Below are 23,169 nucleotides of genomic sequence, written 5' to 3' on the forward strand. Positions count from 1 at the left end.
AGGGGGGAGATCAGCAGCTTTGCCGACGGAGCTCCATCTTTGACGTCGACGATTGGCGAAAGCCGATGTGACGTCCAATCTCCCCCCTTGAGGGGGAGATGGCCGGCAGGCCAGAGGGGGGCGCGAAGGATTGAGGCCTTTCTCAAGCGGCTACTCAAACCTCTCCGCAATGTGGTGCTCTTCGGCGAGGTCTGAGAAGCGCGTGAATTCGCCCTGGAAGGCGAGGCTGACCGAACCCGTCGGGCCGTGGCGCTGCTTGGCGACGATGACTTCGGCCTTGCCGCGCATCTCGTTCATCTCGTGTTCCCACTTGATGTATTCGTCGGTGCCGGGCTTCGGCTCACGGTTCTTCAGATAATATTCCTCGCGATAGACGAAAATCACCACGTCGGCGTCCTGCTCGATCGAACCGGATTCGCGCAGATCGGAGAGCTGCGGGCGTTTGTCTTCGCGGCTTTCGACCTGACGCGACAGCTGCGACAGCGCTATGATCGGCACAGAGAGTTCCTTGGCCAGCGCCTTGAGGCCGGTGGTGATCTCGGTGATTTCCTGGACGCGGTTCTGCGAGGCCTTGGCGGATGAACCCTGCATCAGCTGGATATAGTCGATGACAATGAGGTCGAGGCCGCGCTGGCGCTTCAGCCGCCGCGCCCGCGCCGAGAGCTGCGCGATCGAGATACCGCCGGTCTGGTCGATGAACAGCGGAATCTTCTGCATGGTCTGCGAGCAGGCGACCAGCTTTTCGAAATCCATCTCCGAGATCTCGCCGCGGCGGATTTTTGACGACGAAATTTCCGTCTGTTCGGAAATGATGCGGGTGGCGAGCTGCTCAGACGACATTTCCAGCGAGAAGAAGCCGACGACGCCGCCATTGGCTGCCTTGAACGAGCCGTCGGCCTGCTGCGCCGGCTGATACATCTCGGCGATGTTGAAGGCGATGTTGGTGGCGAGCGATGTCTTGCCCATGCCCGGACGGCCGGCAATGATGATCAGATCCGACGCCTGCAGACCACCCATGCGGCGGTCGAGATCGCGCATGCCGGTGGCGAGGCCCGACAGATGGCCGTCGCGCATATAGGCGGCGTTGGCCATGTCGACGGCGGTCTTGACGGCGTCGGTGAAGCTCTCGAAACCGCCATCGTAGCGGCCGGTTTCGGCCAGTTCGAACAGCCGCCGCTCGGCATCCTCGATCTGCTCGGAAGGCGCCATGTCGACCGGCGCGTCATAGGCGATGTTGACCATGTCCTCACCGACGGTGATCAACGCGCGGCGCGTGGCCAGATCGTAGATGGCGCGGCCATAGTCGGTGGCGTTGACGACGGTGACGGCCTCGACCGCCAGACGGACCACATATTGCGCCACTGTCATGTCGCCGACCTTCTCGTCGGCCGGCAGGAAGGTTTTTAGCGTGATCGGCGTCGCCACCTTGCCCATGCGGATGAGTTCGGCCGCGACCTCAAAGATCTTCCTATGCAGCGGTTCGTAGAAATGGCCGGCCTTGAGAAAGTCGGAGACGCGGTAGAAGGCATCGTTGTTGACGAGGATGGCGCCGAGCAGCGCCTGCTCGGCCTCGATGTTGTTCGGCGCCTCACGATAAAGCGCTTGCTCCGCCACGCCGAATTTTCGCGCTGCCTCTGCCATGATGTCCCCGATTTCGATCCCGGCTTCTCGATACCAGAACGCGAAAGATCCGGTGCTGACTTAAATGCATCACTCGCGTCCAATCAGCGTTGATGCCCGCTGTCCACAGGGACGGCAAACCGTCCACAGGACAGAATTCTCGTGCTCTGATTCCGATTGACTCGACAAGCGATGATTCTACGGGAGTGACGGGAACGAAGCAAGAACAATCGGCTGGACCCGTTGGGCCGAAGAATCCTGCCATTCGGTTGATTAGATCTGTGAAACCGGCCGCACTCGATTATCCGCCCTGGATGTGTGGGTAACGATGTTGAAGCCTTCGTCGGGTTCCGGAGGGACGAAATAGCTTGTGAATAGATCGTAGTCCGCTTCACTGACCTGGAAGGGGTGTTCGCCACGTCGATTTCGCTCCAGAAGCCTCTGCTTGCAAACCATATCGGGCACATCAAGCAGATGCAGCTCATGGGCCACATCGGCCTGGGCAATGAGCGAACGCATCCAGTCGCGTTGGCCGACAGTGTTCGCAGGAAAGTCCAGAACGACCGAAAGGCCCTGTCGCAAGATATCGACAACGTGCGGCGCCATGGCAGCACGCAGCTTCGCCGAAAGACGGTCGTAGTCGTCGATTGTCTTCAGCTCATCTGAAAACAGATGTGAGGTCCAGTGATCTTCGCTGATGAGCAAGGTCGCCGGCTGTGTTGCAATGTGGTTCGCGAGCGTTGACTTCCCCGCGGCGATCTTTCCGCAAATAAGATATAAAACTGGTACGTGGCCTTGTTCCATACGGGAAGAATACTCGGCCTGGTGTCTCCCCACCAGCACAAGCTGGTGACTCATCCGTTCGGATCAGTCGCTTGTGCCAAATGTATCGCCCCAGTCCAGCCGCCGCGCCGCCTTGAACAGCTCGCCGTCGCGCTTGGTGAAAAGCGTCTCGCCGGCGCCACCGTCCGGCCGGCACAATTTGAGCAGCACCTTGCCGGAGCCGGCCTTCGGCGGTGCAATGACGCGCGGCTGATGTGCAGGCGCGGGCTGCCGCGACGCGGCGACGTAGATGAACTTCTCGTCCTCCCACGGCACATCGGCATCCTTGGCCAGGCGATGCAGGCGCGAGCGGGCGACGCGGCGCGAAAAATGGCACCAGTCGGGCGGCTCAAGCGGGCAGGGTGCTTCATGCGGACAAGGCGCCAGCAGATGCGCGCCGGCCTCCAGCAATTGCTGGCGCACTGCCAGGATGCGCTGCCAGCCGGCCGGCGTGCCCGGCTCGACGATCAGCAGCGTGTCGCCGGTCAATTGCCAGAGCCGGGCGACGAGCTTCGTCAGCGATACCGGCGCGATTTCGTCCAGCACATAGGCGCAGGTGACGAGATCGGCGGGCTTGAGATCGGCAAGGTCGATGGTCACGTCGCCGGCGCGCCAGTCTGTCCTGGCGGCGATGGCGTCGGGAGCGAGCGACTGGCCGACTTTGCGCACCGCGGCGCTGGCTTCGATCAGCACCGCCTGCTCGATGTCGGGCCACAGGTCCGTGGTGGCCCAAAGCACCGTGCCAGGACCAGCGCCGACATCGAGCAGGGTTTTGGGCTGGAAATCGGGCCGTGCCTCGGAAAGCGCATCGAGGCTGGCGCGCACCGCGGCATAGGTCGCCGGCAGCCGCGTCGCCAGATAGGCTTTTACCGCCATCTCCTCGGCCATGTGCAGGCGGCCGTCGCGCAGTTCGGCGCGGTAACGGTCCGATAGCGTCTTCGCCGCCTGGCGCAGCGCCGGCAGCGGTATCGTTTCGAGCAGGCGCTCGACACCTTGTCTGAGCGGTGGAGGCAGTTCCACGCTCAGGCTCCGCGCGGCGCGAGTAAAATGACCGAGGCGCCGGCGACCCCGGCAACGGCGGCTGCGATGGTGAGGATGCAGGTCATGAAAAAAGGTCTCGCGAAAACGAGACCCTTTTCAGTGCGCGAGCCGCCAATGGCAAGCTGCAATGCGCAATCTAGGCGTTATTCGCGATCCAACACCTTGCGGCGACGTGCCGGCTTTGCGGCAGCGGACCTGGCAGCAACGGACTTGGCGGCGACAGACCTGGCAACAGCAGGCTCGGCGGCCGCCGTCTCCTGGCGATGCCCGATCTCGCGCAGCTCCAGCGCCTTTTCGCATTTGGCCATGTAGTCGCGGGTCATTGGCAGCGTGTCGTTCTTCTTGGCGATCTGGATCTGGAAGATCACCAAGTCCTGCCAGCGGAAGGCGGCTTCCGAGGCGGCGAGATAGAACTCCCACATGCGGCAGAAGCGCTCATCGTAGATGGCCTTGGCCTTGTCGCGGTTGGCGGCAAAGCGCTGGCCCCAATGCTTCAGCGTATCGGCATAGTGCAACCGCAGAATCTCGACGTCGGTAACCACCAGCCCCGACTTCTCGATCGCCGGCATCACCTCCGACAGCGAGGGGATGTAGCCGCCCGGGAAGATGTATTTGCGTACGAAGGCGCTGGTCGCCCACGGCACGCCGGAGCGGCCGATCGTGTGTAAGAGCATGACGCCATCCGGCTTCAGCAGCGTCGCCGACTTCTCGAAGAAGGTGCGGAAGTGGTTGACACCGACATGCTCGAACATGCCGACCGAGACGATGCGGTCGAAGCGCTCGTTGAGTTCGCGGTAGTCCTTGAGGTCGAAATGCACCCGGTCCTGCAGGCCTTGCGCATGCGCCCGGTCGGTGGCGACGCCGTGCTGCTCGGTCGATAGCGTCACGCCTTGCACGTCGACGTCGAAAGCCTTGGCGAGGTAGAGGCCGAGTCCACCCCAGCCGGAGCCGATATCGAGCACGGTTTGGCCGGCCTTCAGCCGGAGCTTGGCGGCGATGTGGCGCTTCTTGGCGACCTGCGCCTCGTCGAGCGTCATGTCCGGCTGCTCGAAATAGGCGCAGGAATACTGCATGTCCTCGTCGAGGAAGAGCCGGTAGAGGTCGCCCGACAGATCATAGTGGCGCTGCACGTTGCGGCGCGAGCGCGAGGTAGTGTTGATCTGCTGCAAGCGGCGGAAGGCGTGGCGCAGACCCTCGATCGCCTTTGTCCAGGTGGCGTCGATGCCGCCGCTGCCCATGTTCTGGAAGGCGATGCGCATCACACCCAGCACACCGCCCTCGAGGATGTCGAGTTCGCCGTCCATATAGGCTTCCGGCACCGCCAGCATCGGATCGAAGGAGATGCTACGCTCGGCATGCTTGGTCTTGATGTGCATGTGCACAGGCTCGCCGCTGCCGTCGCCGAATATCACGGTCGAGCCCTTCGGCCCGGTTACTTTGAGATTGCCTGTACGCACCAGGCGGTCGAGAACGCGCTTCAACAGAATATTCATCACCAAATGTCCCCTCACGGTCAGACTGGCTGTCTAATTCTGCCTTAATATATAGGGGCTCGAAAAGTTCCATTTGGCACAAAAATGCCCGGGCGAGACGCCCGGGCATTGGTCCAGAAAGGCTGGATGACGACAATGTGATTGGGAGCGCTGCTCCCTCGCTTGTCGTTAAGCGATCAGGCGTTGTCTTCGCCGCCTTCGAACTCGGTATTCGGGTCGAAGAAGTTCTCCGGCCGCGCATTGTCGTTGATGTCGTCGCCATAAATGGCTTCGGCGGTGGTCAGCGTCTCGCCCTTGGCCTGGCGTTCGGCTTCTTCGGCCGTGCGGGCGATGTTGAGGCTGATGGTGACCTCGACTTCCGGATGCAGCGCAATCGCCACATTGGTGACGCCGATGGTCTTGATCGGCTGGTTGAGCTGGATCTGGTTGCGGTTGACCGAGAAACCTTCCGCCGTCAGCAGGTCGGCGATGTCACGGGTCGACACCGAACCGTAGAGCTGGCCGGTCTCGCCGGCCGAACGCACGGCGATGAAGCTCTTGCCGTCGAGCTTTTCGGCAACCTGGCTGGCTTCCGACTTGCGCTCGAGGTTGCGGGCTTCGAGCTGGGCGCGCTGGCCCTCGAACTTCTTCTTGTTGGCTTCGTTGGCGCGCAGCGCCTTGCCCTGCGGCAAGAGGAAGTTGCGGGCAAAGCCGTCCTTGACTTTGACGGTATCACCCATCTGGCCGAGGCGGGAAACGCGTTCGAGAAGAATCACTTGCATGGTCTTGTTCCTTCGTCTGGGCACCGATCGCGGGATCGGCGCCGAATTGAATGGAACAGGTCAGGAAGCTCGGGCGCCTTGGCGCCGGTGTCGCTGTCCTGCCTGTCGCGGCAGTTAGAGGCTTTTCACCTCAACTCGGGATTTCAATGCATGTCGCCCAAAAATGGTCCCAGTTTTGGGACAACGACATGCATCTTCAAACCAACCCCTGCGGCGCCCGTCGCCGTGGGAGAAAGAGAGCAGGCGGCGAACCGCCTGCTCGAAAGTCTTAGCGAACCACGTAGGGCAGCAGGCCGAGGAAGCGGGCGCGCTTGATCGCCTTGGCGAGTTCGCGCTGCTTCTTCTGGCTGACGGCGGTGATGCGCGACGGCACGATCTTGCCGCGCTCGGAAATGTAGCGCTGCAGCAGACGCACGTCCTTGTAGTCGATCTTGGGCGCGTTGGCGCCGGAGAACGGGCAGGTCTTGCGGCGGCGATGGAACGGGCGCCGGGTCGGGATCTGATTGATGTCGACCATTATTCTGCACCCCCTTCAACACCTTCGCGCGGACGGCGCGGACCACGATCGCCACCGGCGTCGCCGAACGAGCGCGGCGGACGATCGCCACGGTCGCCGCGATCACGGTCGCCGAACGAGCGCGGACCACGATCGCCACGGTCACGGTCGCCGAAGCCGCCGCGTTCCGAACGCTCTTCGCGCTTCTGCATCATGGCCGACGGGCCTTCCTCATGCGCCTCGACCTTGACGGTCAGGAAACGCAGCACGTCTTCGGACAGACCCATCTGGCGCTCCATTTCGTTGAGCGCTGCCGGCGGGCAGGTGAGGTCCATAAGCGTGTAGTAAGCCTTCCGGTTCTTGTTGACCCGGTAGGTGAGGGACTTCAGTCCCCAGTTCTCGACCCGACCGACGGACCCGCCATTTGCGGAGATGACGCCCTTGTACTGTTCGACAAGCGCATCGACCTGCTGCTGCGAGAGGTCCTGCCGGGCAAGGAACACATGTTCGTATAGAGCCATAGTGGTTCAGTGCCTTTCTTCGTTTCTCTCCCGGATCCTCGCGGCAAAAGCCTCTGCAACTTCTCTGACCCGCTGGTCCCGAAGGGGCGGGGAAGAAAGGAGCATTTCGAGACGGTCGAGAGCGGAGACACGGGAGGCGGAAGCGCTTCTGGCTTCACACGAAGGTTTTGGGTAAAACCTCCGGCCCTCCGTTCAGCCCCCAGCAAGGACCGGCAGATTGCGGGCGTCTATACAGCAATTTGGCTGGAAGGCAAGGGTAGGAGGCGTTCCAGACAGCGTCCTTGGCGTCGCAGGCCATCAACTTGTATGGGCGACGACCTTGTCCACCGTTTCGGGGAAGAAGTCGGGCGCGGCCTTACGCTTGCCGAACATCATGTCGTATTGCAACAGGCGGAAATCGTTGATCGCCGGATCGACGTCCTTCTGCCGCGCCCAATCGGGCGTCGCTTCGCCTGACGGTGTCAGCAAAAGATTGCGATCGACGACGCGGTAGCGTTCGCGCAGCGCGCCGAGGAAGCCGGTGTAGTAAGGGTGCGTGATCCCTGCCGTGGTCAGGATGTGATAGGGCAGGAAGGCCGGACTGACCGCGCCCATATCCTGCGCCGGACCGGTGCGGTTCGACCAGATGATCAGCGGCGTCTGGTGGTGCTCGAGTGCCGCCTCCGGCGTAGCCTCCCTGCGCGGCGCGACATTGTCTTTCAGGAAGCCGGTCTCGACATAGACGGGGCCGAGCGGCGGCAGATGGTCGCCGAAGAAGGCAATGACCGTCGGCCGCTCGCGCTTCTTCGCCCAGTCGATCAGCCGTTCGAGGCCACGGTCGGCATCGGCCGAACCCTCGGCGTAGCTGAGCAGCGATTCCCGCGCCCATGTGCTGATGGGTGCCGCGACCTTGTGGGTCGGATTGTAATAGCGGTACGGCTCGTAGGGGCCGTGGTTCTGCAGGCTGACGGCGAAGAAGAACACCGGATCCTCGCTGGCGTCGGCCTCGCGGATGATCTCGTCGGTCATTGCCGCGTCGGAGGCCAGCGGCCCGCGCTTTTCCAACGGCGGCAGCGTCTCTTCCGAGCGGAAATCGTCGAAGCCGAAATCGGCATAGACCGCGCCCCGGTTCCAGAACCAGTTGGTGCCGGGATGGATGGCGCGCGCTCGGTAGCCTTCGCTTTTCAGGAAGGTCGCCAGCGACGGCGTCGGCGTGCGCACATATTGCTGATAGGGGATCGAGCCCGCCGGCAGGAAGGCATTGGAAAAGCCGGTCAGCGCCTCGAATTCGATGTTGGCGGTCATGCCGCCGAATTCCGGCGAGAACATGTAGCCCGAGCGCAACGCCCGCACATTGGGGATCGGATCCGGCGTGATGGTGACGCCGGGCAACTTGGTCGGATCCCAGAAGGATTCGCTCATCACCACGATGATGTCGGGTTTCTCATCCGGCACCGAGGCCGTCACATCCGGCCTGTCGATCGCGTCGATCGCCTTGTCGGAATAGCCGGCCGGCGCAGAGACGTGCGCCATCGGCACGTTGAGCGCGAAAGCCAGCGCAAACCCGTTGGAGGCGTAGTTCTCCTTCTGGTCCCACATGATCGGGATGATCTGCAGCCGATCTCGGGTCCACGAGAAGGTGGCGTAGTCCATGATCGAGACGAAGAAGGCGAGCAGCGGCACCGCCAGTGTCAGCCGCGCCAGGCGCCCCTTGCGGCTGAGGATCGGCACTTTGCGGCGCCACAGCCGCCAGCCATAGATCAGCAGCGACAGGCCGGCGACGATGCCGACGGCCATGGCGAGCGCCGTCCAGGGCCGCTCGCGCACCAGGAGCGGCATCAATGCCATGATCTGGCGCGAATAGAGGAAATCGGTCGGGTAGAGCGGATCGCCCAGATAATGCGACTTCTGGTGCCCGACAAAGGCCAGCGCCAGCGTCAGCGGCGCCACGATCATCAGGCTCTGGTGGCTGCGGCCAAGCACGGCGTCCAGTCCAATCAGCACCAGCGCAAAGACGATGATGGTGGTCCAGCCCGGCTTGAAGGGCTGCAGGAAGAAGTCGACCGTGCCGAAGAAGTCGCCGCGCACGATCCATTCGATGGCGAACACCAGGACGGCGGAGGCAAGCAGCGTGACCAGACCGTAGCGGATGACAGGCCATCGGCGCCCCGGCAGATAGCCGGTGGACGGATCGTCTTCCAAGAACTGTGGCGCGGGTACGGCCGCGCCCTTCCTGATCCTTGCCAACTCTCTCTTCCCCCGGCCCAAGCAACGCGTTTTTCCACTCGCGTCACCGTTCTGTCATAGAACTGTCATCCAAAAGCTAGCGCCTGTGGCGAAAATAAGAAGAGCCAGCAAACGATTCGTGAGCGGTTTTCATCAGGAGTGATCGGCAAAAAGCCTTTCGGAACAGGGACTCGGGGTCTGTTTCCGGCTGGACCAAGGGCCGAAATGCCGACCGCGGGCTTGACTTGGCGGTCCGCCTTGCGTCACAGGCAGGAAAAATCAGGCGCTGGAGAGAGCCCAAATGGCCGTTGCATTCACCTTTCCGGGACAAGGCAGCCAGGCTGTCGGCATGGGCAAGGACCTCGCCGACGCTTTCCCCGAGGCGCGCAGGGTCTTCGAGGAAGTCGATGACGCGCTGGGTGAAAAGCTGTCGAAATTGATCTGGGAAGGGCCGGAAGAGACGCTGACCCTGACCGCCAATGCCCAGCCGGCGCTGATGGCCGTGTCGTTGGCCGCGGTTCGGGCGCTGGAAGCGCGCGGCTTTTCGCTGAAGGGCAAGGTTGCCTACGTCGCCGGCCATTCGCTCGGCGAATACTCCGCCCTTGCCGCCGCCGGCTTCGTTTCGGTCGCCGATGCTGCCCGGTTGCTGCGCATCCGTGGCAATGCCATGCAGGCGGCGGTGCCGGCCGGCGAGGGTGCGATGGCTGCGATCATCGGGCTGGAACAGCCTGATGTCGAAGCCGCTTGCGCCGAGGCTGCAACGGGATCCGGCAAGGTCTGCCAGATCGCCAACGACAATGGCGGCGGCCAGCTGGTGATCTCCGGCGCCAGGGCCGCGGTGGAACTCGCCGCAAAACTATGCACCGAAAAGGGCGCCAAGCGAGCGCTGATGCTGCAGGTCTCCGCCCCCTTCCATTCGGCGCTGATGGCGCCGGCGGCCAATGTCATGCGCGAGGCGCTGGCCGGGGTAACCAAGCATGCGCCGGTGGTTCCCGTTGTCTCCAACGTCACCGTGACCCCGACCAGCGATCCCGACGAGATCGCACGGCGCCTGGTCGAGCAGATTACCGGGCGCGTGCGCTGGCGCGAAACGGTAGAGTGGCTCGGCGCCAACGGCGTCGCTTCGCTTTACGAGATTGGCGCCGGCAAGGTGCTGTCGGGCCTGGCGCGGCGCATCAACCGCGACATCGCCACATCGGCCGTCGGCACGCCCGCCGATGTAGAGGCCGCGCTGGCCGCGCTTGCTTGACCATGCGTCCTGCCTAGACGAGGCTCGGGCTTGAATTCTTGGCCTCGCCACTGTACATGAATACATGTATTCATCAGGAGGGCGGTATGCCAACCTCAATCCGACTGGCTCCCGAAATTGAAGAGCGCCTGGATTTTCTTGCGACCAAGACCGGCCGCAGCAAGGCCTTCTATCTGCGCGAACTCATCGAGCGCGGTCTTGAGGACATGGAAGACTACTACCTCGCAGCCGAGGTCTTGGAGCGGATCAGGAGCGGCGAGGAGGACGTTGTGAAGGCCGAGGAATTCTGGCGTGGCCTGGACGCTTGAGTATGCCCGCTCGGCGCGCAAATTCGTCGAAAAACTGGACCCGCAGACACGTCACCGCATCCGAGATTTCATCGAAAACCGCATTGCCGCGCTGGACAACCCGCGGGAGGCAGGCAAGTCGCTGAAGGGACCTCTGGCGACTTTTTGGAGATATCGGCTTGGGGATTATCGGATTATCTGCGATGTGCAGGACAACCGGCTCGTCATTCTGGTGGTGACGATAGGCCATCGTGGCGACGTCTACAGATAGCCAGATTCGCCGACCTCCCGACTTGAGAAGAGGATTGAAAAAATGTTCGAACTGACCGGCCGCAAGGCGCTCGTCACCGGTGCATCGGGGGGCATTGGCGAGGCGATTGCCCGGGTGCTGCATGCGCAAGGTGCCATTGTCGGCCTGCATGGCACCCGCATCGAGAAACTGGAGACCCTGGCCGGTGAACTCGGCGATCGGGTAAAACTTTTTCCAGCCAATCTGTCGAACCGCGACGAGGTCAAGGCGCTTGGCCAGAAGGCGGAAGCCGAACTCGAAGGCGTCGATATCCTGGTCAACAATGCCGGCATCACCAAGGACGGCCTGTTCGTGCGAATGTCGGATGCCGACTGGGACAGCGTGCTCGAGGTCAACCTGACCGCGGTGTTCCGGCTGACCCGCGAACTCACCCATCCGATGATGCGCCGCCGCCATGGCCGCATCATCAACATCACTTCGGTGGTCGGCGTCACCGGCAATCCCGGCCAGACCAATTACTGTGCCTCCAAGGCCGGCATGATCGGCTTTTCCAAGTCGCTGGCGCAGGAGATCGCCACCCGCAACATCACCGTCAACTGCGTCGCCCCGGGCTTCATCGAATCGGCCATGACCGACAAGCTCAACGACAAGCAGAAAGACGCGATCATGGCGGCGATCCCGACCAGGCGCATGGGCACGAGTGTTGAAGTGGCGTCTGCCGTCGCCTATCTCGCCTCCAACGAAGCCGCCTACGTCACCGGCCAGACCATCCATGTCAACGGCGGCATGGCAATGATTTGACGGGACATGGCCGGGTTACAAGAAGACATGGCCGGCTTGTGAAAAGAGACCATTTCGCCTTGGACCTTGGCCAATTTTCGTGTAATGCGGCCCGCAACCCGGCGGTTCGGGCAAAAACCGGTCCGGCATCGTTGCGTTTCCGGCAGGACCATCTTTCAGCTTGATTAGCGGCATTCTGCCCGCTAACGAAGACAGACAAACAAAAGACGAGGATGCCCCAAATGAGTGACACCGCAGAGCGCGTCAAGAAGATCGTCATCGAACATCTTGGCGTCGATGCCGACAAGGTGACGGAGCAGGCGAGCTTCATCGATGATCTGGGCGCGGACAGCCTCGACACGGTCGAACTCGTCATGGCGTTCGAAGAAGAGTTCGGCGTCGAGATTCCGGACGATGCGGCCGAGACCATCCTGACCGTCGGCGATGCCGTGAAGTACATCGACAAGGCTTCGGCCTGACGCTATCCGCAGTCATCACCGGGGAGGACCTGCGATGAGGCGTGTCGTCGTCACGGGCCTTGGCCTGGTTTCGCCATTCGGCATGGGCTTCGAGCACAGCTGGAAGGAACTGCTGACCGGCCGCAGCGCCGCCAAGCGTGTCACCGAGTTCGAAGTGGAAGATCTTGCCTGCAAGATCGCCCACGTCATTCCGCGCGGTGACGGCACCAACGGCACGCTGAATCCCGAAGCCGTGCTTGAGCCCAAGGAACTGCGCAAGATCGGCGACTTCATCCTTTACGGGATTGCGGCCGCCGACGAAGCGCTTAAGGATTCAGGCTGGGAGCCCAGCACCGAAGCCGAGCGCTGCGCCACTGGCGTCATGATCGGCTCCGGCATTGGCGGCCTCGAGGGCATCGCCGAGAATGCGCTGATCCTGCATGAGCGCGGACCGCGCCGCATCAGCCCGTTCTTCATTCCTGGAAACATTATCAATCTGGTATCCGGCCAGGTGTCGATCCGGCACGGGCTGAAAGGCCCCAACCATGCCGTCGTCACCGCATGCTCGACCGGCGCGCACGCCATCGGCGATGCCGCCCGGCTGATCATCTTCGGCGATGCCGACGTGATGCTGGCCGGCGGCGCCGAATCGCCGGTGACCAGGCTTTCGCTTGCCGGCTTCGCCGCTTGCCGGGCGCTGTCCACCGACCGGAACGACACGCCTGAAAAGGCCTCGCGCCCCTATGATCGCGACCGGGACGGCTTCGTCATGGGCGAGGGCGCCGGCGTCGTCGTGCTGGAAGAACTCGAACACGCCAAGGCGCGTGGCGCCAAGATTTATGCCGAGGTTACCGGCTACGGCCTGACCGGCGACGCCTATCACATCACCGCACCTGCAGAAGATGGCGACGGCGCCTTCCGCTGCATGACGGCGGCGCTGAACCGGGCCAAGCTGACGCCTGCCGATATCGACTACATCAACGCGCACGGCACCTCGACCATGGCCGATACGATCGAACTCGGCGCCGTCGAGCGGCTGGTCGGCAACGCCGCCTCGAAGATCTCGATGTCGTCGACCAAGTCGTCGATCGGCCATCTCCTGGGTGCCGCGGGTGCCGCCGAGGCGATCTTCTCGATCCTCGCCATCCGCGACAACATCGCGCCCGCCACCATCAATCTCGACAACCTGGAACGCGAAACCGCGATCGATCTTGTACCCAACACGCCACGGCATCGCCAGGTCGACGTGGCGCTGTCCAACTCCTTCGGCTTCGGCGGCACCAACGCTTCGCTGGTCTTCCAGCGCTATATCGGCTGATTGCGGTATCGACCGGCGCGCCAGCGGTCTGTCGTCAATTTTGCCATATTCGAGCCTACTCTGCCGCTGGGGATTCGTCGCATCGGCCTGAAACCGAAGGCGCTTTTTTGAAAAGCACGATGCGTAGGCTTGAAATGTTAGGGTACGCTGTGCGTCCAACCGGGCGCATGGTCGCTCTAAGAGATCAGATGGTAGGGCGCTTATGAACACTAATCCGGGCGGCAGCGGACAATTCGGACAAAACCAGCAGACCGGCCCGATCGTGCCGAAGACTGCGGCCGAGGCCTTGCGGCCGGAAGCCGGCACACCGCCGCCGAAGCGCTCACGCGCCTCGCGCAGCCAGGTCGTCGTGTTCATGAACTTCGTCATCTCCGCTGTGATGTTGATGATCCTCGCCGCCGGCGTTTCGCTTTATTTTGGCAAACAGGCCTTCAACGAACCTGGTCCGTCCGCCAATGGCGACACCTTCCTGGTCAAGCCGAGCACTGGCGTCCAGGACATTGCCGACCAGCTCGAACGGCGTGGATTGATCAGCGACGCCCGCATCTTCCGTATTGGCGTGCGCGTCTATGGCAATGATTCAGCGCTGAAGGCCGGCGAATACGAGGTCAAGCCGCGCGCCTCCATGCGCGACATCATGGAGCTTCTGAAGAGCGGCAAGTCGGTGATGTACTCGCTGACCATTCCCGAGGGGCTGACGGTCGAGCAGGCGCTGCAGCGCGTCGCCGAGCAGGATGCGCTGACCGGCGACATGCCGGCGACCACGCCGGCCGAGGGAAGCCTCGCCACCGACACGTTGCGCTTCACCCGCGGCGCCACGCGCCAGCAGATGGTCGACAAGCTGCTCGCCGACCAGAAGAAGCTGGTCGACGAAGTCTGGCAGCGGCGCGCGCCCGACCTGCCTCTGGCCAATGTCGACGACTTCGTCACCTTGGCCTCGATCGTCGAAAAGGAAACCGGCCGTGGCGACGAGCGCTCGCGTGTTGCCGCCGTCTTCCTCAACCGTCTGGCCAAGGGCATGCGGCTGCAATCCGATCCGACCATCATTTACGGCCTGTTCGGCGGCAAGGGCAAACCCGCCGACCGGCCGATCTATCAGTCGGACATTGAGAAGCAGACGCCTTACAACACCTATCTGATCAACGGCCTGCCGCCGACGCCGATCGCCAATCCCGGCCGTGCCGCACTCGAAGCCGTCGCCAACCCGTCGAAGACCGACGATCTCTATTTCGTCGCCGACGGCACCGGTGGCCATGTCTTTGCCACGACGCTTGCCGAGCACAATGAGAACGTTGCCCGCTACCGGGCGATGCAGAAAAAGCAGGCTGAAGACGCCGCCAAGGGCGCCAAGACCCCGGGCCAGACCGACGCGCCGGCGGATGGCGACGACAGCGGTGACGCCAGTGGCGATGCCGGCGGCGATAGCGGGGATGCCGGCGGCGATGCGGGCACTGCCCAGTAGCAGGCCGGCACTTTTTGACGGATTGACCTTACGCCTAGCGGACACAGGCGACGCGCTGCTGCTTTGAACGAGCGGCGCGGTTCGAAGCCATTTCGGCCTTGCTCCGAGGCCTCACCTTCGCTCGATTTCAGCACTGCGAGACCAAAACGACACCGGAAATCAACACCTTGCCGGTATTGCGATTCTGACATTCGCGCTGCCCGTGATATCGAACGCGGGCGGGTTTCAGAATCGGGCCATCAGGGAGACACGAGCCGCATCATGAATTTGCAGAGCATGACCGGGTTTGCACGCACTGTTGCCGAACATGACGGCGCCTCGATCGCCTGGGAGGTCAAGTCGGTCAACGGCAAGAGCGTCGAGGTCAGGCTGCGGCTGCCGCAAGGTTTTGAGCGGCTCGAGCCGGCGGTCCGGCAGACGCTGCAGAAGCGCTTTGCACGCGGCAATTTCCAGGCGACGCTGACCGTCGGCCGTGCCGCCGGCCAGCAGGTGCAGCCGGTCGTCAACGACGTCTTCCTCCGGGATCTGGCCGGCTTGGCCAAGCGGCTGCAGGACCAGTTCGGTGTTGCCCCGGCAACCGCTGACGGCCTGCTTTCCCTGCGCGGCGTGCTCGATATTCCCGAAACCAGCGAAACCGAGGAGGTACGGGCAGCGCTCGATGCGGCGATCCTGTCAGCACTCGAAACGGCGCTCACCGGTCTCGAGCAGGCGCGCCAAAGCGAGGGCGAAGCACTGCGCTCGCTGCTTTCCGGCCACATCGACGCCATCAAGGCGCTGACGCTCAAGGCCGAGGCCGACCCGTCGCGCGAACCGGCGGCAATCCGCGAGCGGATCGCCGAACAGGTGCGGCTGCTGATGGATGCGTCGGCCAATCTCGATGCCGGCCGGCTGCACATGGAAGCGGCGTTTCTCGCCACCAAGGCCGATATCCGCGAAGAGATCGACCGGCTGAAGACACATGTGGCGTCTGGCCGGGCGCTGCTGGCAAATGGCGGCGCCATCGGCCGCAAGCTCGATTTTCTGGCGCAGGAATTCAACCGCGAATCGAATACTCTGTGTTCGAAGTCGAACGCCGCCACTGTCACCGCCATCGGGCTGGAGCTCAAGGCAGTGGTCGACCAGTTTCGCGAACAGGTCCAGAATCTGGAGTAACCCAAAATGGGTGCCAAGGAGCCGATGGTTGCCAGGGATCTGGGGTCCCGCATTCGCCGCCGCGGGCTGATGCTGGTCCTGTCGTCGCCGTCCGGCGCCGGCAAGTCGACGATCGCGCGCAACCTGCTGGAAAGCGATGGCAGCTTGGAACTGTCGGTCTCGGTCACCACCAGGCCACGCCGCGGCTCGGAGATCGAGGGCGTCCACTATCATTTCCGCACCATGCGCGAGTTCGAACGGCTGCGCGATTCCGATGCGCTGCTGGAATGGGCCGAGGTGCACGGCAATTGCTATGCGACGCCGCGCGAGCCGGCCGAACTGGCGCTGGCGCAAGGCCGCGACATGCTGTTCGACATCGACTGGCAAGGCGCCCAGCAGCTCAAGGAGAAGATGCGAGCCGATATCGTCTCGATCTTCATCCTGCCGCCGTCGATGAAGGAACTGAAGGCGCGCCTCAAGCGCCGGGCCGAGGACCAGGAGCACGTAATCGAGACCAGGCTGAAGAACGCCCGCAACGAGATCGAGCACTGGAAGGAATACGACTTCGTCATCGTCAACGACGATCTCGACCGCGCCTTCGCCGAAGTGCGCGGCATCGTGACGGCAGAGCGGCTTCGGCGCGACCGCCGGCCCGGGCTGTTCGATTTCGTGTCGGGGCTATTGGACGAGAAGACGGAGTGAGGCGGCGCCTTCCCTTCTCCCCTTGTGGGAGAAGGTGGATCGGCGCGCAGCGTCGAGACGGTTGAGGGGTGCGCGAAGGATCGCCGTCCTCGCCAAGCTGGAACACCCCTCATCCGACCTCGCTTCGCGAGGCCACCTTCTCCCACAAGGGGAGAAGGAGGAGGCCGCGCTACACCGCATTCGTCAGCCGCACGAATTCCTCGACACTGAGCGTCTCCGCCCGCCGGGTCGGGTCGATGTTGGCGCGCATCAGCAATGCCTCGCCGCCCAGGCTTTTCACGCTCTGCCGCAGCATCTTCCGGCGCTGGCCGAAAGCGGCTTCGGTGACGCGTCCAAGCTTCTTTACATCCGTTGCCAGCGGACTGGCGCGTGGCACCAGATGCACCACCGAGGAGGTTACCTTGGGCGGTGGCGTGAACGCTTGCGGTGGCACGTCGAAGGCGATCCTCGCTTCGGTCCGCCAGCCGGCCAGCACGCCGAGCCGGCCATAGGCCTCGCTGCCGGCGCCGGCGACAATGCGCTCGGCCACTTCGCGCTGGAACATCAGCGTCATCGATTGATAGAAGGGCGGCCAGTCGGTGACGGTCAGCCAACGGATCAACAGCTCGGTGCCGATATTGTAGGGCAGGTTGGCGGCAATCCTCACCAGGTCGCCGCCTTGCGACGCGGCATTGGCAAGAGCGGCAAAATCCGTCTTCAGCGCGTCGCCGCTAATCACCTCGAGCCGGCCCGGATAGTGGTTGGAGACCTCGGCAAGCGCCGCCAGGCAGCGTTCGTCGCGTTCGATGGCGATGACGCGCCGGGCACCGGCAGAGAGCAGCGCCCTGGTCAACCCGCCGGGGCCGGGGCCGACCTCGATCACGGTGCTGTCGCTAAGGTTGCCGGCGGCGCGCGCGATCTTGCCGGTCAGATTGAGGTCGAGCAGGAAATTCTGGCCAAGCGCCTTCTTCGCCTGCAGCCCATGGCGCTCGATCACCTCGCGCAGTGGCGGTAGCCCATCAATGCTCATGCGGCTGCGACCTTTGTGCCGGTATCGGCCAGCCGGCGGGCCAGCTTCAGCGCCGCGATCAAGCTGTCGGGACGTGCGACGCCCTTGCCGGCGATGTCGAAGGCTGTGCCGTGATCGGGCGAGGTGCGGATAAACGGCAGGCCAAGCGTGACGTTGACCGCCTCGTCGAAGGCCAGCGCCTTGGCCGGGATCAACGCCTGGTCGTGATACATGCAGATCGCCACGTCGTAGCCGGCGCGGGCGCGCGCATGAAACATCGTATCGGCCGGCAGCGGTCCAAAAGCGTCGATGCCTTGCGCGCGCAAGATGTCTACCGCCGGACGGATGATGCGCTCATCCTCCGTTCCCATGGCGCCGCTTTCGCCGGCATGCGGATTGAGGCCGGCAAGCGCGAGCCTCGGCCTGGCGATGCCGAAACGGTTTGCAAGATCGGCGGCGGTGATGCGCGCGGTCGCAACGATCAGCTCCGTCGTCAGCGCCTTCGGCACCTCGGCCAGCGCAATGTGGATGGTAACCGGAACCGTGCGCAATTCGGGGCCGGCGAGCAGCATCACCGGCGTCACCACGCCACCGGTGTGGAGAGAGGCCAGATGCGCCAGATATTCGGTGTGGCCGGGAAAGCCGAAGCCAGCATCATAAAGCGGCTTCTTGGCGATCGGACAGGTGACGACCGCGGCCGCATGCCCGGCAAGGCAGTCGGCGACGGCGCGATCGATGGCCTCGATGGTGCCGGCGGCATTGGTCGGGTCAGGCCGGCCGGGATTGTCGGTGAAGCGAGCCGCCAGCGGCACCACGGGCAAAGCGTGTTGAAAGACATCGGCTGCTTGCGCCGGCACCGTCTCCACGATTGCCACCTCGGCGCCGAGCCGCCGCGCCCGCGCGGCGATCAGCGCCGGATCGGCGAGAAGATAGAAGGGGGCTGCACCCGAACCGCGGGCGCTCTGCCATGCGGCTATGGCGATTTCCGGCCCGACGCCGGACGGATCGCCGACGCTCAGTGCCAGTGGAAGCTCTGTCACACGCACGGCTAGGCCGGTTTCAGCGCGTGACGATCTTGGCTTTCGCCTTCAGCTCCTCGACATATTTGGCCGAGAGTTCGTCGGCGTTCTTGTCGCCGCTGCCTTCGCTCTGGAACACCATCTGGGCAGCCTTGTCGTCGGAAACCTCACGTGACGAGCAGATTCCGATGAATTCGATGCCGCGATCGGTCTCGCGCACGGTCGTGGCGCCGCCCAGCTTGGTGGCCTTGATCTGCTCGGCCCAGTCCGGCGGCAGTTGCGGCGCCAGCACCCGGGGGAGGTCGCGAACAGTGACGTCGATGAGGCCCTTGGCGAATTCACGTGTGGTGGCGCAGCCGTTGAAGCGGGCGCGCATGGCCTCGGCCTCACGCTTGCGTTTGGCGAGTGTGGCGCTGCGCTCGGCCTTCGGCACCACGAAGATCACCTGCTGCAGCATGTACTCGGTGGCGCTCGGCTTGGCGCCGCCTTTTTCGAGCATGTGCTTGACCAGGTCCTGTTCGCTCACCTGCCCGCCGCCGCCGCTATAGCGTGCGCTCAGCGCCTGGTTCCACGCCATCTGGGCGCGGATGAATTCCTTGAAATGCTCCTTGGTCACGCCAGACTGCGCCATGACACCGTCGAGCTGCTTGAGCTGCATCTTGTTGGTCGAGGCAAAGCGCTGATAGGCGGCCTCGACCTGAGCGTCGGTGATGCGGATGCCAAGGCGCCTGGCCTCCGCCATGCGCAGCGTCTGGTCGATCATTTCCTGGCCGGCATCACCCTTTTTGCGCTGCAGTTTCAGGAAGGCAGCCCGGTGCGCGATGTCGCCGGTGGTGATCGGCATGTTGTTGACGACATACTTGATTTCACTGGCGAAGGCCGGCGGCGTCATCATGGTAACTGAGACCGAGGTCGCCGCTACCAGGAGCGCGAATCCTGCCGAAAACAGGTATTTCCTCATCGAAAGCATCCCAATTCTAGCCCGGTTTTGGATGAGCGAATGCCGTGCCCGCTCTATGCGGCAAAACGATGTCGTCAGCCGGCTCTACTGGATGGTGTCGATCGAGCTTTGTGACGAGCCGAAATCGCCGAGCGTGCGGAACGACAGGTTGAAGCCGATATTCTGCGACACTTCCCTGGTGTTGATGTCGCGTGATTCCGAGTACGTCATCAGATAGGTGAAGCAGGAATCATTGTAGGCGAAGCCGACCCCGTCCTTGACCAGCACGCTTTGCTGCAGGTCGTAGGTGCCGGTGCCGAAGACTCGCCAGTTCTGAGCCAGGTGCGTCGAGGCGCCGAGCGTGACTTCGTGGCGATCGGTGGTGAAACCGTAGAGAGGCTGCGCCTGGATGAAGGCGTATTTGGCGCTCAGCGAAACCGGCAGGCCGGAATAGGCGGCCTTCACCTCGGCGCGGCGAACTTCGAAGCTCTGCTCGTCAAAGCGGCCGCTGAACGAGCCGGAGAAGCCGCTCGGGCTACTGAAGCCGATAAGGCCGACATAATCGGAGGTCGAAGTCTCCAGGCCGGAATCGGCGCCCGCATTGACCAGATCGGCTGAATCGAACGAGTTGCGTCCGCCCAGCTGGTAAGATTGGCCAAAGATGGCGTTGGTGCCCCAGCCATTGTCATAGGCGCCCGAATAGCGGAATCCAATATTGGCGCGGCTGCCACCTTCGACGCGGTCGTAGCCAGAGAACTTGTCGCGCTCGAACAGTGTCGTGGCGTCGAAGACGAAGCTCTGTGCATCCTCGTTGGGAACGGCAAGGCCGCCGACATACTGTTCGTTCGGGCGCATGAAGACCTGCGCCATCGGCTCGACGATATGGCTGGAGCCGGTCATCGAAAACAGCACCGGCCAGCGCATTTCAAGTCCGGCGGTCGCCATATAACGGGCAAAGGAGGACCGGATGTCGTCGGTGGCGCCGACATTTGTCGCCATCTGGTTTATCGCAGTCAGCGAAGCCGAAGAAGCATTGAGATAGTCGACGTCGCCCTGCAGAGCCAGAAGCGGCGTCAGCTGCAATCCACCATCGGTGGTGAAGGTACGCTTCCATTCGGCCTCGGCGGTGACGCGACCGGATTCGCCCTCGATGCCGCGCACGCGCTGGACGCCTGAGGCCGGCACGTAGGGGGTGAAATAGGCCTGATCGAGATCGTCACGACGGATGACCCGCGCATTGACGTTGAACGACAGCTGGCCGCCGGCCACCGACATGTCGGGGATGTAGGCATAGTCGAGCGACGGCAGCACCCAGGGCTGCTTGTCGCTACGCGACGAGATGTTGCTGTCCAGTGCGTTTTCCTGAACCTGGAAGCGCATGGCGCGCACATCGAAGTAATTGCGGCCGTTGAGGCCGGTCAGGTAGACCGACGATTGATGCACGGCGTCGTTGTAGCCGTCGATCGTATAGGTGCGCGAGAAATTCTTGTCGGTTTGCAGCAGGATGTCCCAGCCGAAGTCCCAGCGCGGATTGATCGCGAACTGGCCCTTGGTGCCCATCATGCCGCGGAACTTGTTCTGATCGCCGATGTCGCCCGAATTGACGTTGTGGCCAGCGCTAGTGGGGAAAGCGGAACCATCGATGAAGGCGTTGGGGTCTTCCTGCCGGATACCGGCGATCTTCAGCGTGTACTGGCCGTTGTTGAAGCGCTGGCGCCACTCGGCCTCGCCGAGGAAACCTTGCTTGGTATAGCCGCTGCCGGTGACGGTCAGGTCGTAGGTCGGCGACAAGGCGAAATAGTAGGGGACTTTGACACCGACGCCGAGATCGGAGTTGAAGGAGATGCTGGGGATCAGGAAGCCGCTTTTGCGCTTGACCGTCGGGTCGGCGATTTCGAACGCCGGCAGATAGGCCAGCGGGAAGCCGAAGAATTCGAAGTTCGCGTTCTCGAAGCGAACCGTCTTCTTTTCGCCGTTCCAGATGATCTTCCTGGCTTTGATCCGCCATGTCGGCGCCTTGTCCGGCTTGTCCTCGCAAGGTTCGCAGGCTGTGTAGACGCCGTTGTGGAACGTCGTCAGCACGCCGCCCATGCGTTCGGCGCTTTCGGCGGCGAAATAGGCCTTTTCGGGGGTTTCGACGCGCAGCGCATTGACGAAACCGTCGGCGAAATCGTCGGTAATGTCGATATGCTGCGAGTTGATCTTGGTGCCGTCGCTGTTGACGATCTCGACATTGCCGCTGGCAAGGAGCCGCTTGGTGTTGCGATCATACACGACACGCTGGGCGACGAGCTTGTTGCCGCCATAGTCGATCTGGACGCCGCCGATGGCGGTGACCGTCTGGTTGTCGTTGTTATAGACGAGCGTGTCAGCCGCCAGCAGCATCTGGGTGCCGGAGGGAACCTTCGTTGCCACATCGGTGACGTCCTGCGCCAGCGCGGAGGCCGTGGGCACGCCGCAAGCGAGCAGGCATGCCAAGGCGCTCGCCGAATAAAGGCGCGCCAAACCGGCCTGCCTATGGCTGCGCAAAGCCGCCTCCCTCACTAGCCGTCTTCCTTGTATAGCAGGAATGTCACCCCAAAGAACATAGCCACGACAACCGGAACCCATGCAGCCACGGCTGTGGGCACGAATCCCGCCACGCCGAATGCCTTGACCAATACCGAAACGACATAAAGCAGAAAGCCGGCGAGGACGCCACCCAGAATCATCGTTGCCGACTGCCCCATCCTCGCAAATCGCATTGAAACTGTTGCCGCAATCAGCGTCATGGCCACAAGCAGGAACGGTAACGCCACCAGCGAATCGAACTGCATGGCGAAGGCATTTGCCTTGAGGCCGAAGGAGCGGGCAACCTCAATCTTGCCGGGAAGTTCGTAAAACGGGATGGTTTCGGGGCGCGCCAGCCGTTCCTGCACGAATTCCGGCTTGAGGTTGGTCGGCAACTGATCGGTCGTTTCCGAGCGGATGTTGCCGTCCTTGAACACTTTGACGTCCTGCAATTCCCAGTAGCCGTCACGCAGGAAAGCCCGCGCCGCGTCCTTGCGCTCGAGGATATTGCCTTGCGGATCGAGGACGAAGAACACCGCGTCGGCCATTTCCAGGCCCTGGTTGAGAATGGCGCGGGCGCCGATGATGGTGTCACCGGAGCTGGTCTTCTGGCGGATCCACGGCGTGGTATCGGCCGCCACAGCGTTCGAATTGCCAGACCGCAGCTGGTTTTCCATCTGCTCCGACCAGGAAAAACCGTGCGCGGCGATCGGATTGAGCACGCCGACCGACAGCACGCCGAATAACAGCGCACCGATGCAGCAGGGCAACAGGAACTGCCAGGCCGACACGCCGGCTGAACGAGCAATCACCAGCTCGTATTTGCGGTTGAGCGACACAAGCGTCGCCATCGCCGAAAACAGGCCGACGAACGGCACCGTCTGCAGCATGATCATCGGCATCCTCAGCGCCGAGATGGCGACCGCCGTACCGTAGGTGAAACCCGACAGTCCAGTGATGCGGCCGGACAGCTCGGTGAAGTCGATCAGGAACACCAGTGCCAGAAGGCCGATGAAGAACCAGATCGTGATCGACACGTAGCGAAAGAAGAAGTAGCGGCCCAAGGTCCAGCCCAT

General features: G+C 62.9%; 22 protein-coding genes. 9 read left to right on the plus strand and 13 right to left on the minus strand.

The window, feature by feature from the left end; genetic code table 11:
* Positions 1-150: 150 nt before the first annotated feature.
* The 8 genes from H0241_RS18155 to H0241_RS18190 form a co-directional block, all read right to left on the minus strand.
* Entirely contained in the window at positions 151-1,641 is a 1,491-nt protein-coding gene (locus H0241_RS18155) for a replicative DNA helicase (RefSeq protein ID WP_181059024.1), read from the minus strand.
* Positions 1,642-1,893: 252 nt separating this feature from the next.
* Positions 1,894-2,478 carry an AAA family ATPase gene (locus H0241_RS18160; protein WP_328824733.1) on the minus strand — a complete coding sequence of 195 codons (585 nt, stop codon included), beginning with the start codon at positions 2,476-2,478 and terminating at the stop codon, positions 1,894-1,896.
* 9 nt (positions 2,479-2,487) lie between these two features.
* Complete coding sequence (locus H0241_RS18165; RefSeq protein ID WP_181059025.1) at positions 2,488-3,462, minus strand: small ribosomal subunit Rsm22 family protein; 975 nt, start codon at positions 3,460-3,462, stop codon at positions 2,488-2,490.
* 164 nt (positions 3,463-3,626) lie between these two features.
* Positions 3,627-4,976 carry an SAM-dependent methyltransferase gene (locus H0241_RS18170; protein WP_181059026.1) on the minus strand — a complete coding sequence of 450 codons (1,350 nt, stop codon included), beginning with the start codon at positions 4,974-4,976 and terminating at the stop codon, positions 3,627-3,629.
* A gap of 176 nt (positions 4,977-5,152) precedes the next feature.
* Entirely contained in the window at positions 5,153-5,737 is a 585-nt protein-coding gene (rplI, locus tag H0241_RS18175; protein WP_181059027.1) for a 50S ribosomal protein L9, read from the minus strand.
* 268 nt (positions 5,738-6,005) lie between these two features.
* The gene (gene rpsR / locus H0241_RS18180; protein WP_006203718.1) at positions 6,006-6,254 is read right to left on the minus strand and encodes a 30S ribosomal protein S18; all 249 of its coding nucleotides are present in this window, start codon (positions 6,252-6,254) and stop codon (positions 6,006-6,008) included.
* Positions 6,254-6,754 (minus strand): 30S ribosomal protein S6, encoded by a 501-nt coding sequence (rpsF, locus tag H0241_RS18185; protein WP_112560792.1) that lies wholly within the window; start codon positions 6,752-6,754, stop codon positions 6,254-6,256. The genes rpsR and rpsF overlap by 1 nt, the downstream gene beginning before the upstream one ends.
* Before the next feature lie 297 nt (positions 6,755-7,051).
* Complete coding sequence (locus H0241_RS18190) at positions 7,052-8,980, minus strand: LTA synthase family protein (RefSeq protein WP_181059028.1); 1,929 nt, start codon at positions 8,978-8,980, stop codon at positions 7,052-7,054.
* A 280-nt stretch (positions 8,981-9,260) separates the two neighbouring features.
* Here H0241_RS18190 and fabD point away from each other — a divergent pair, with 280 nt between their 5' ends.
* From fabD to gmk, 9 genes are all read left to right on the plus strand, one after another.
* The gene (gene fabD, locus H0241_RS18195) at positions 9,261-10,208 is read left to right on the plus strand and encodes an ACP S-malonyltransferase (RefSeq protein WP_181059029.1); all 948 of its coding nucleotides are present in this window, start codon (positions 9,261-9,263) and stop codon (positions 10,206-10,208) included.
* An 86-nt stretch (positions 10,209-10,294) separates the two neighbouring features.
* Entirely contained in the window at positions 10,295-10,516 is a 222-nt protein-coding gene (gene relB, locus H0241_RS18200) for a type II toxin-antitoxin system RelB family antitoxin (RefSeq protein ID WP_181059030.1), read from the plus strand.
* Positions 10,500-10,766 (plus strand): type II toxin-antitoxin system RelE family toxin, encoded by a 267-nt coding sequence (locus H0241_RS18205; RefSeq protein WP_181059031.1) that lies wholly within the window; start codon positions 10,500-10,502, stop codon positions 10,764-10,766. The genes relB and H0241_RS18205 overlap by 17 nt, the downstream gene beginning before the upstream one ends.
* A 42-nt stretch (positions 10,767-10,808) precedes the next feature.
* Entirely contained in the window at positions 10,809-11,546 is a 738-nt protein-coding gene (gene fabG, locus H0241_RS18210) for a 3-oxoacyl-[acyl-carrier-protein] reductase (protein WP_027045360.1), read from the plus strand.
* Between the two features lie 221 nt (positions 11,547-11,767).
* The gene (locus H0241_RS18215) at positions 11,768-12,004 is read left to right on the plus strand and encodes an acyl carrier protein (protein ID WP_006203723.1); all 237 of its coding nucleotides are present in this window, start codon (positions 11,768-11,770) and stop codon (positions 12,002-12,004) included.
* 34 nt (positions 12,005-12,038) lie between these two features.
* Positions 12,039-13,301 carry a beta-ketoacyl-ACP synthase II gene (fabF, locus tag H0241_RS18220; RefSeq protein WP_181059032.1) on the plus strand — a complete coding sequence of 421 codons (1,263 nt, stop codon included), beginning with the start codon at positions 12,039-12,041 and terminating at the stop codon, positions 13,299-13,301.
* 202 nt (positions 13,302-13,503) lie between these two features.
* Positions 13,504-14,763 (plus strand): endolytic transglycosylase MltG, encoded by a 1,260-nt coding sequence (gene mltG / locus H0241_RS18225; protein WP_181059033.1) that lies wholly within the window; start codon positions 13,504-13,506, stop codon positions 14,761-14,763.
* Between the two features lie 261 nt (positions 14,764-15,024).
* Positions 15,025-15,915 carry a YicC/YloC family endoribonuclease gene (locus H0241_RS18230; RefSeq protein WP_181059034.1) on the plus strand — a complete coding sequence of 297 codons (891 nt, stop codon included), beginning with the start codon at positions 15,025-15,027 and terminating at the stop codon, positions 15,913-15,915.
* A 6-nt stretch (positions 15,916-15,921) separates the two neighbouring features.
* Positions 15,922-16,596 carry a guanylate kinase gene (gene gmk / locus H0241_RS18235; protein WP_235984335.1) on the plus strand — a complete coding sequence of 225 codons (675 nt, stop codon included), beginning with the start codon at positions 15,922-15,924 and terminating at the stop codon, positions 16,594-16,596.
* 169 nt (positions 16,597-16,765) lie between these two features.
* Here the strand turns inward: gmk and rsmA are convergent, their stop codons facing one another.
* The 5 genes from rsmA to lptG form a co-directional block, all read right to left on the minus strand.
* A complete protein-coding gene (gene rsmA / locus H0241_RS18240; RefSeq protein ID WP_181059035.1) occupies positions 16,766-17,605 on the minus strand; it encodes a 16S rRNA (adenine(1518)-N(6)/adenine(1519)-N(6))-dimethyltransferase RsmA in 840 nt (279 codons plus the stop codon).
* Positions 17,602-18,630, minus strand: coding sequence for a 4-hydroxythreonine-4-phosphate dehydrogenase PdxA (gene pdxA / locus H0241_RS18245; RefSeq protein ID WP_181059036.1), 1,029 nt, complete (start codon positions 18,628-18,630; stop codon positions 17,602-17,604). Before pdxA ends, rsmA begins: the two co-directional genes overlap by 4 nt.
* Before the next feature lie 13 nt (positions 18,631-18,643).
* On the minus strand, positions 18,644-19,573 hold the full coding sequence (locus H0241_RS18250) for a peptidylprolyl isomerase (protein WP_181059037.1): 930 nt from the start codon (positions 19,571-19,573) through the stop codon (positions 18,644-18,646).
* A gap of 75 nt (positions 19,574-19,648) precedes the next feature.
* Positions 19,649-22,087 carry an LPS-assembly protein LptD gene (locus tag H0241_RS18255; protein ID WP_181059038.1) on the minus strand — a complete coding sequence of 813 codons (2,439 nt, stop codon included), beginning with the start codon at positions 22,085-22,087 and terminating at the stop codon, positions 19,649-19,651.
* Positions 22,087-23,169 (minus strand): LPS export ABC transporter permease LptG, encoded by a 1,083-nt coding sequence (lptG, locus tag H0241_RS18260; RefSeq protein WP_181059039.1) that lies wholly within the window; start codon positions 23,167-23,169, stop codon positions 22,087-22,089. Before lptG ends, H0241_RS18255 begins: the two co-directional genes overlap by 1 nt.

Source organism: Mesorhizobium neociceri (genome assembly GCF_013520985.1).
GTDB classification, from domain to species: Bacteria; Pseudomonadota; Alphaproteobacteria; order Rhizobiales; family Rhizobiaceae; genus Mesorhizobium; species Mesorhizobium neociceri.

Bases quoted from the DNA above. Each gene is read 5' to 3' on its own strand.
- H0241_RS18155 (WP_181059024.1), bottom strand. From the start codon at position 1,641: ATGGCAGAGGCAGCGCGAAAATTCGGCGTGGCGGAGCAAGCGCTTTAT.
- H0241_RS18160 (WP_328824733.1), bottom strand. From the start codon at position 2,478: ATGAGTCACCAGCTTGTGCTGGTGGGGAGACACCAGGCCGAGTATTCT.
- H0241_RS18170 (WP_181059026.1), bottom strand. From the start codon at position 4,976: ATGAATATTCTGTTGAAGCGCGTTCTCGACCGCCTGGTGCGTACAGGC.
- rplI (WP_181059027.1), bottom strand. From the start codon at position 5,737: ATGCAAGTGATTCTTCTCGAACGCGTTTCCCGCCTCGGCCAGATGGGT.
- rpsR (WP_006203718.1), bottom strand. From the start codon at position 6,254: ATGGTCGACATCAATCAGATCCCGACCCGGCGCCCGTTCCATCGCCGC.
- rpsF (WP_112560792.1), bottom strand. From the start codon at position 6,754: ATGGCTCTATACGAACATGTGTTCCTTGCCCGGCAGGACCTCTCGCAG.
- fabD (WP_181059029.1), top strand. From the start codon at position 9,261: ATGGCCGTTGCATTCACCTTTCCGGGACAAGGCAGCCAGGCTGTCGGC.
- relB (WP_181059030.1), top strand. From the start codon at position 10,295: ATGCCAACCTCAATCCGACTGGCTCCCGAAATTGAAGAGCGCCTGGAT.
- fabG (WP_027045360.1), top strand. From the start codon at position 10,809: ATGTTCGAACTGACCGGCCGCAAGGCGCTCGTCACCGGTGCATCGGGG.
- H0241_RS18215 (WP_006203723.1), top strand. From the start codon at position 11,768: ATGAGTGACACCGCAGAGCGCGTCAAGAAGATCGTCATCGAACATCTT.
- fabF (WP_181059032.1), top strand. From the start codon at position 12,039: ATGAGGCGTGTCGTCGTCACGGGCCTTGGCCTGGTTTCGCCATTCGGC.
- mltG (WP_181059033.1), top strand. From the start codon at position 13,504: ATGAACACTAATCCGGGCGGCAGCGGACAATTCGGACAAAACCAGCAG.
- H0241_RS18230 (WP_181059034.1), top strand. From the start codon at position 15,025: ATGAATTTGCAGAGCATGACCGGGTTTGCACGCACTGTTGCCGAACAT.
- gmk (WP_235984335.1), top strand. From the start codon at position 15,922: ATGGGTGCCAAGGAGCCGATGGTTGCCAGGGATCTGGGGTCCCGCATT.
- rsmA (WP_181059035.1), bottom strand. From the start codon at position 17,605: ATGAGCATTGATGGGCTACCGCCACTGCGCGAGGTGATCGAGCGCCAT.
- H0241_RS18250 (WP_181059037.1), bottom strand. From the start codon at position 19,573: ATGCTTTCGATGAGGAAATACCTGTTTTCGGCAGGATTCGCGCTCCTG.
- lptG (WP_181059039.1), bottom strand. From the start codon at position 23,169: ATGGGCTGGACCTTGGGCCGCTACTTCTTCTTTCGCTACGTGTCGATC.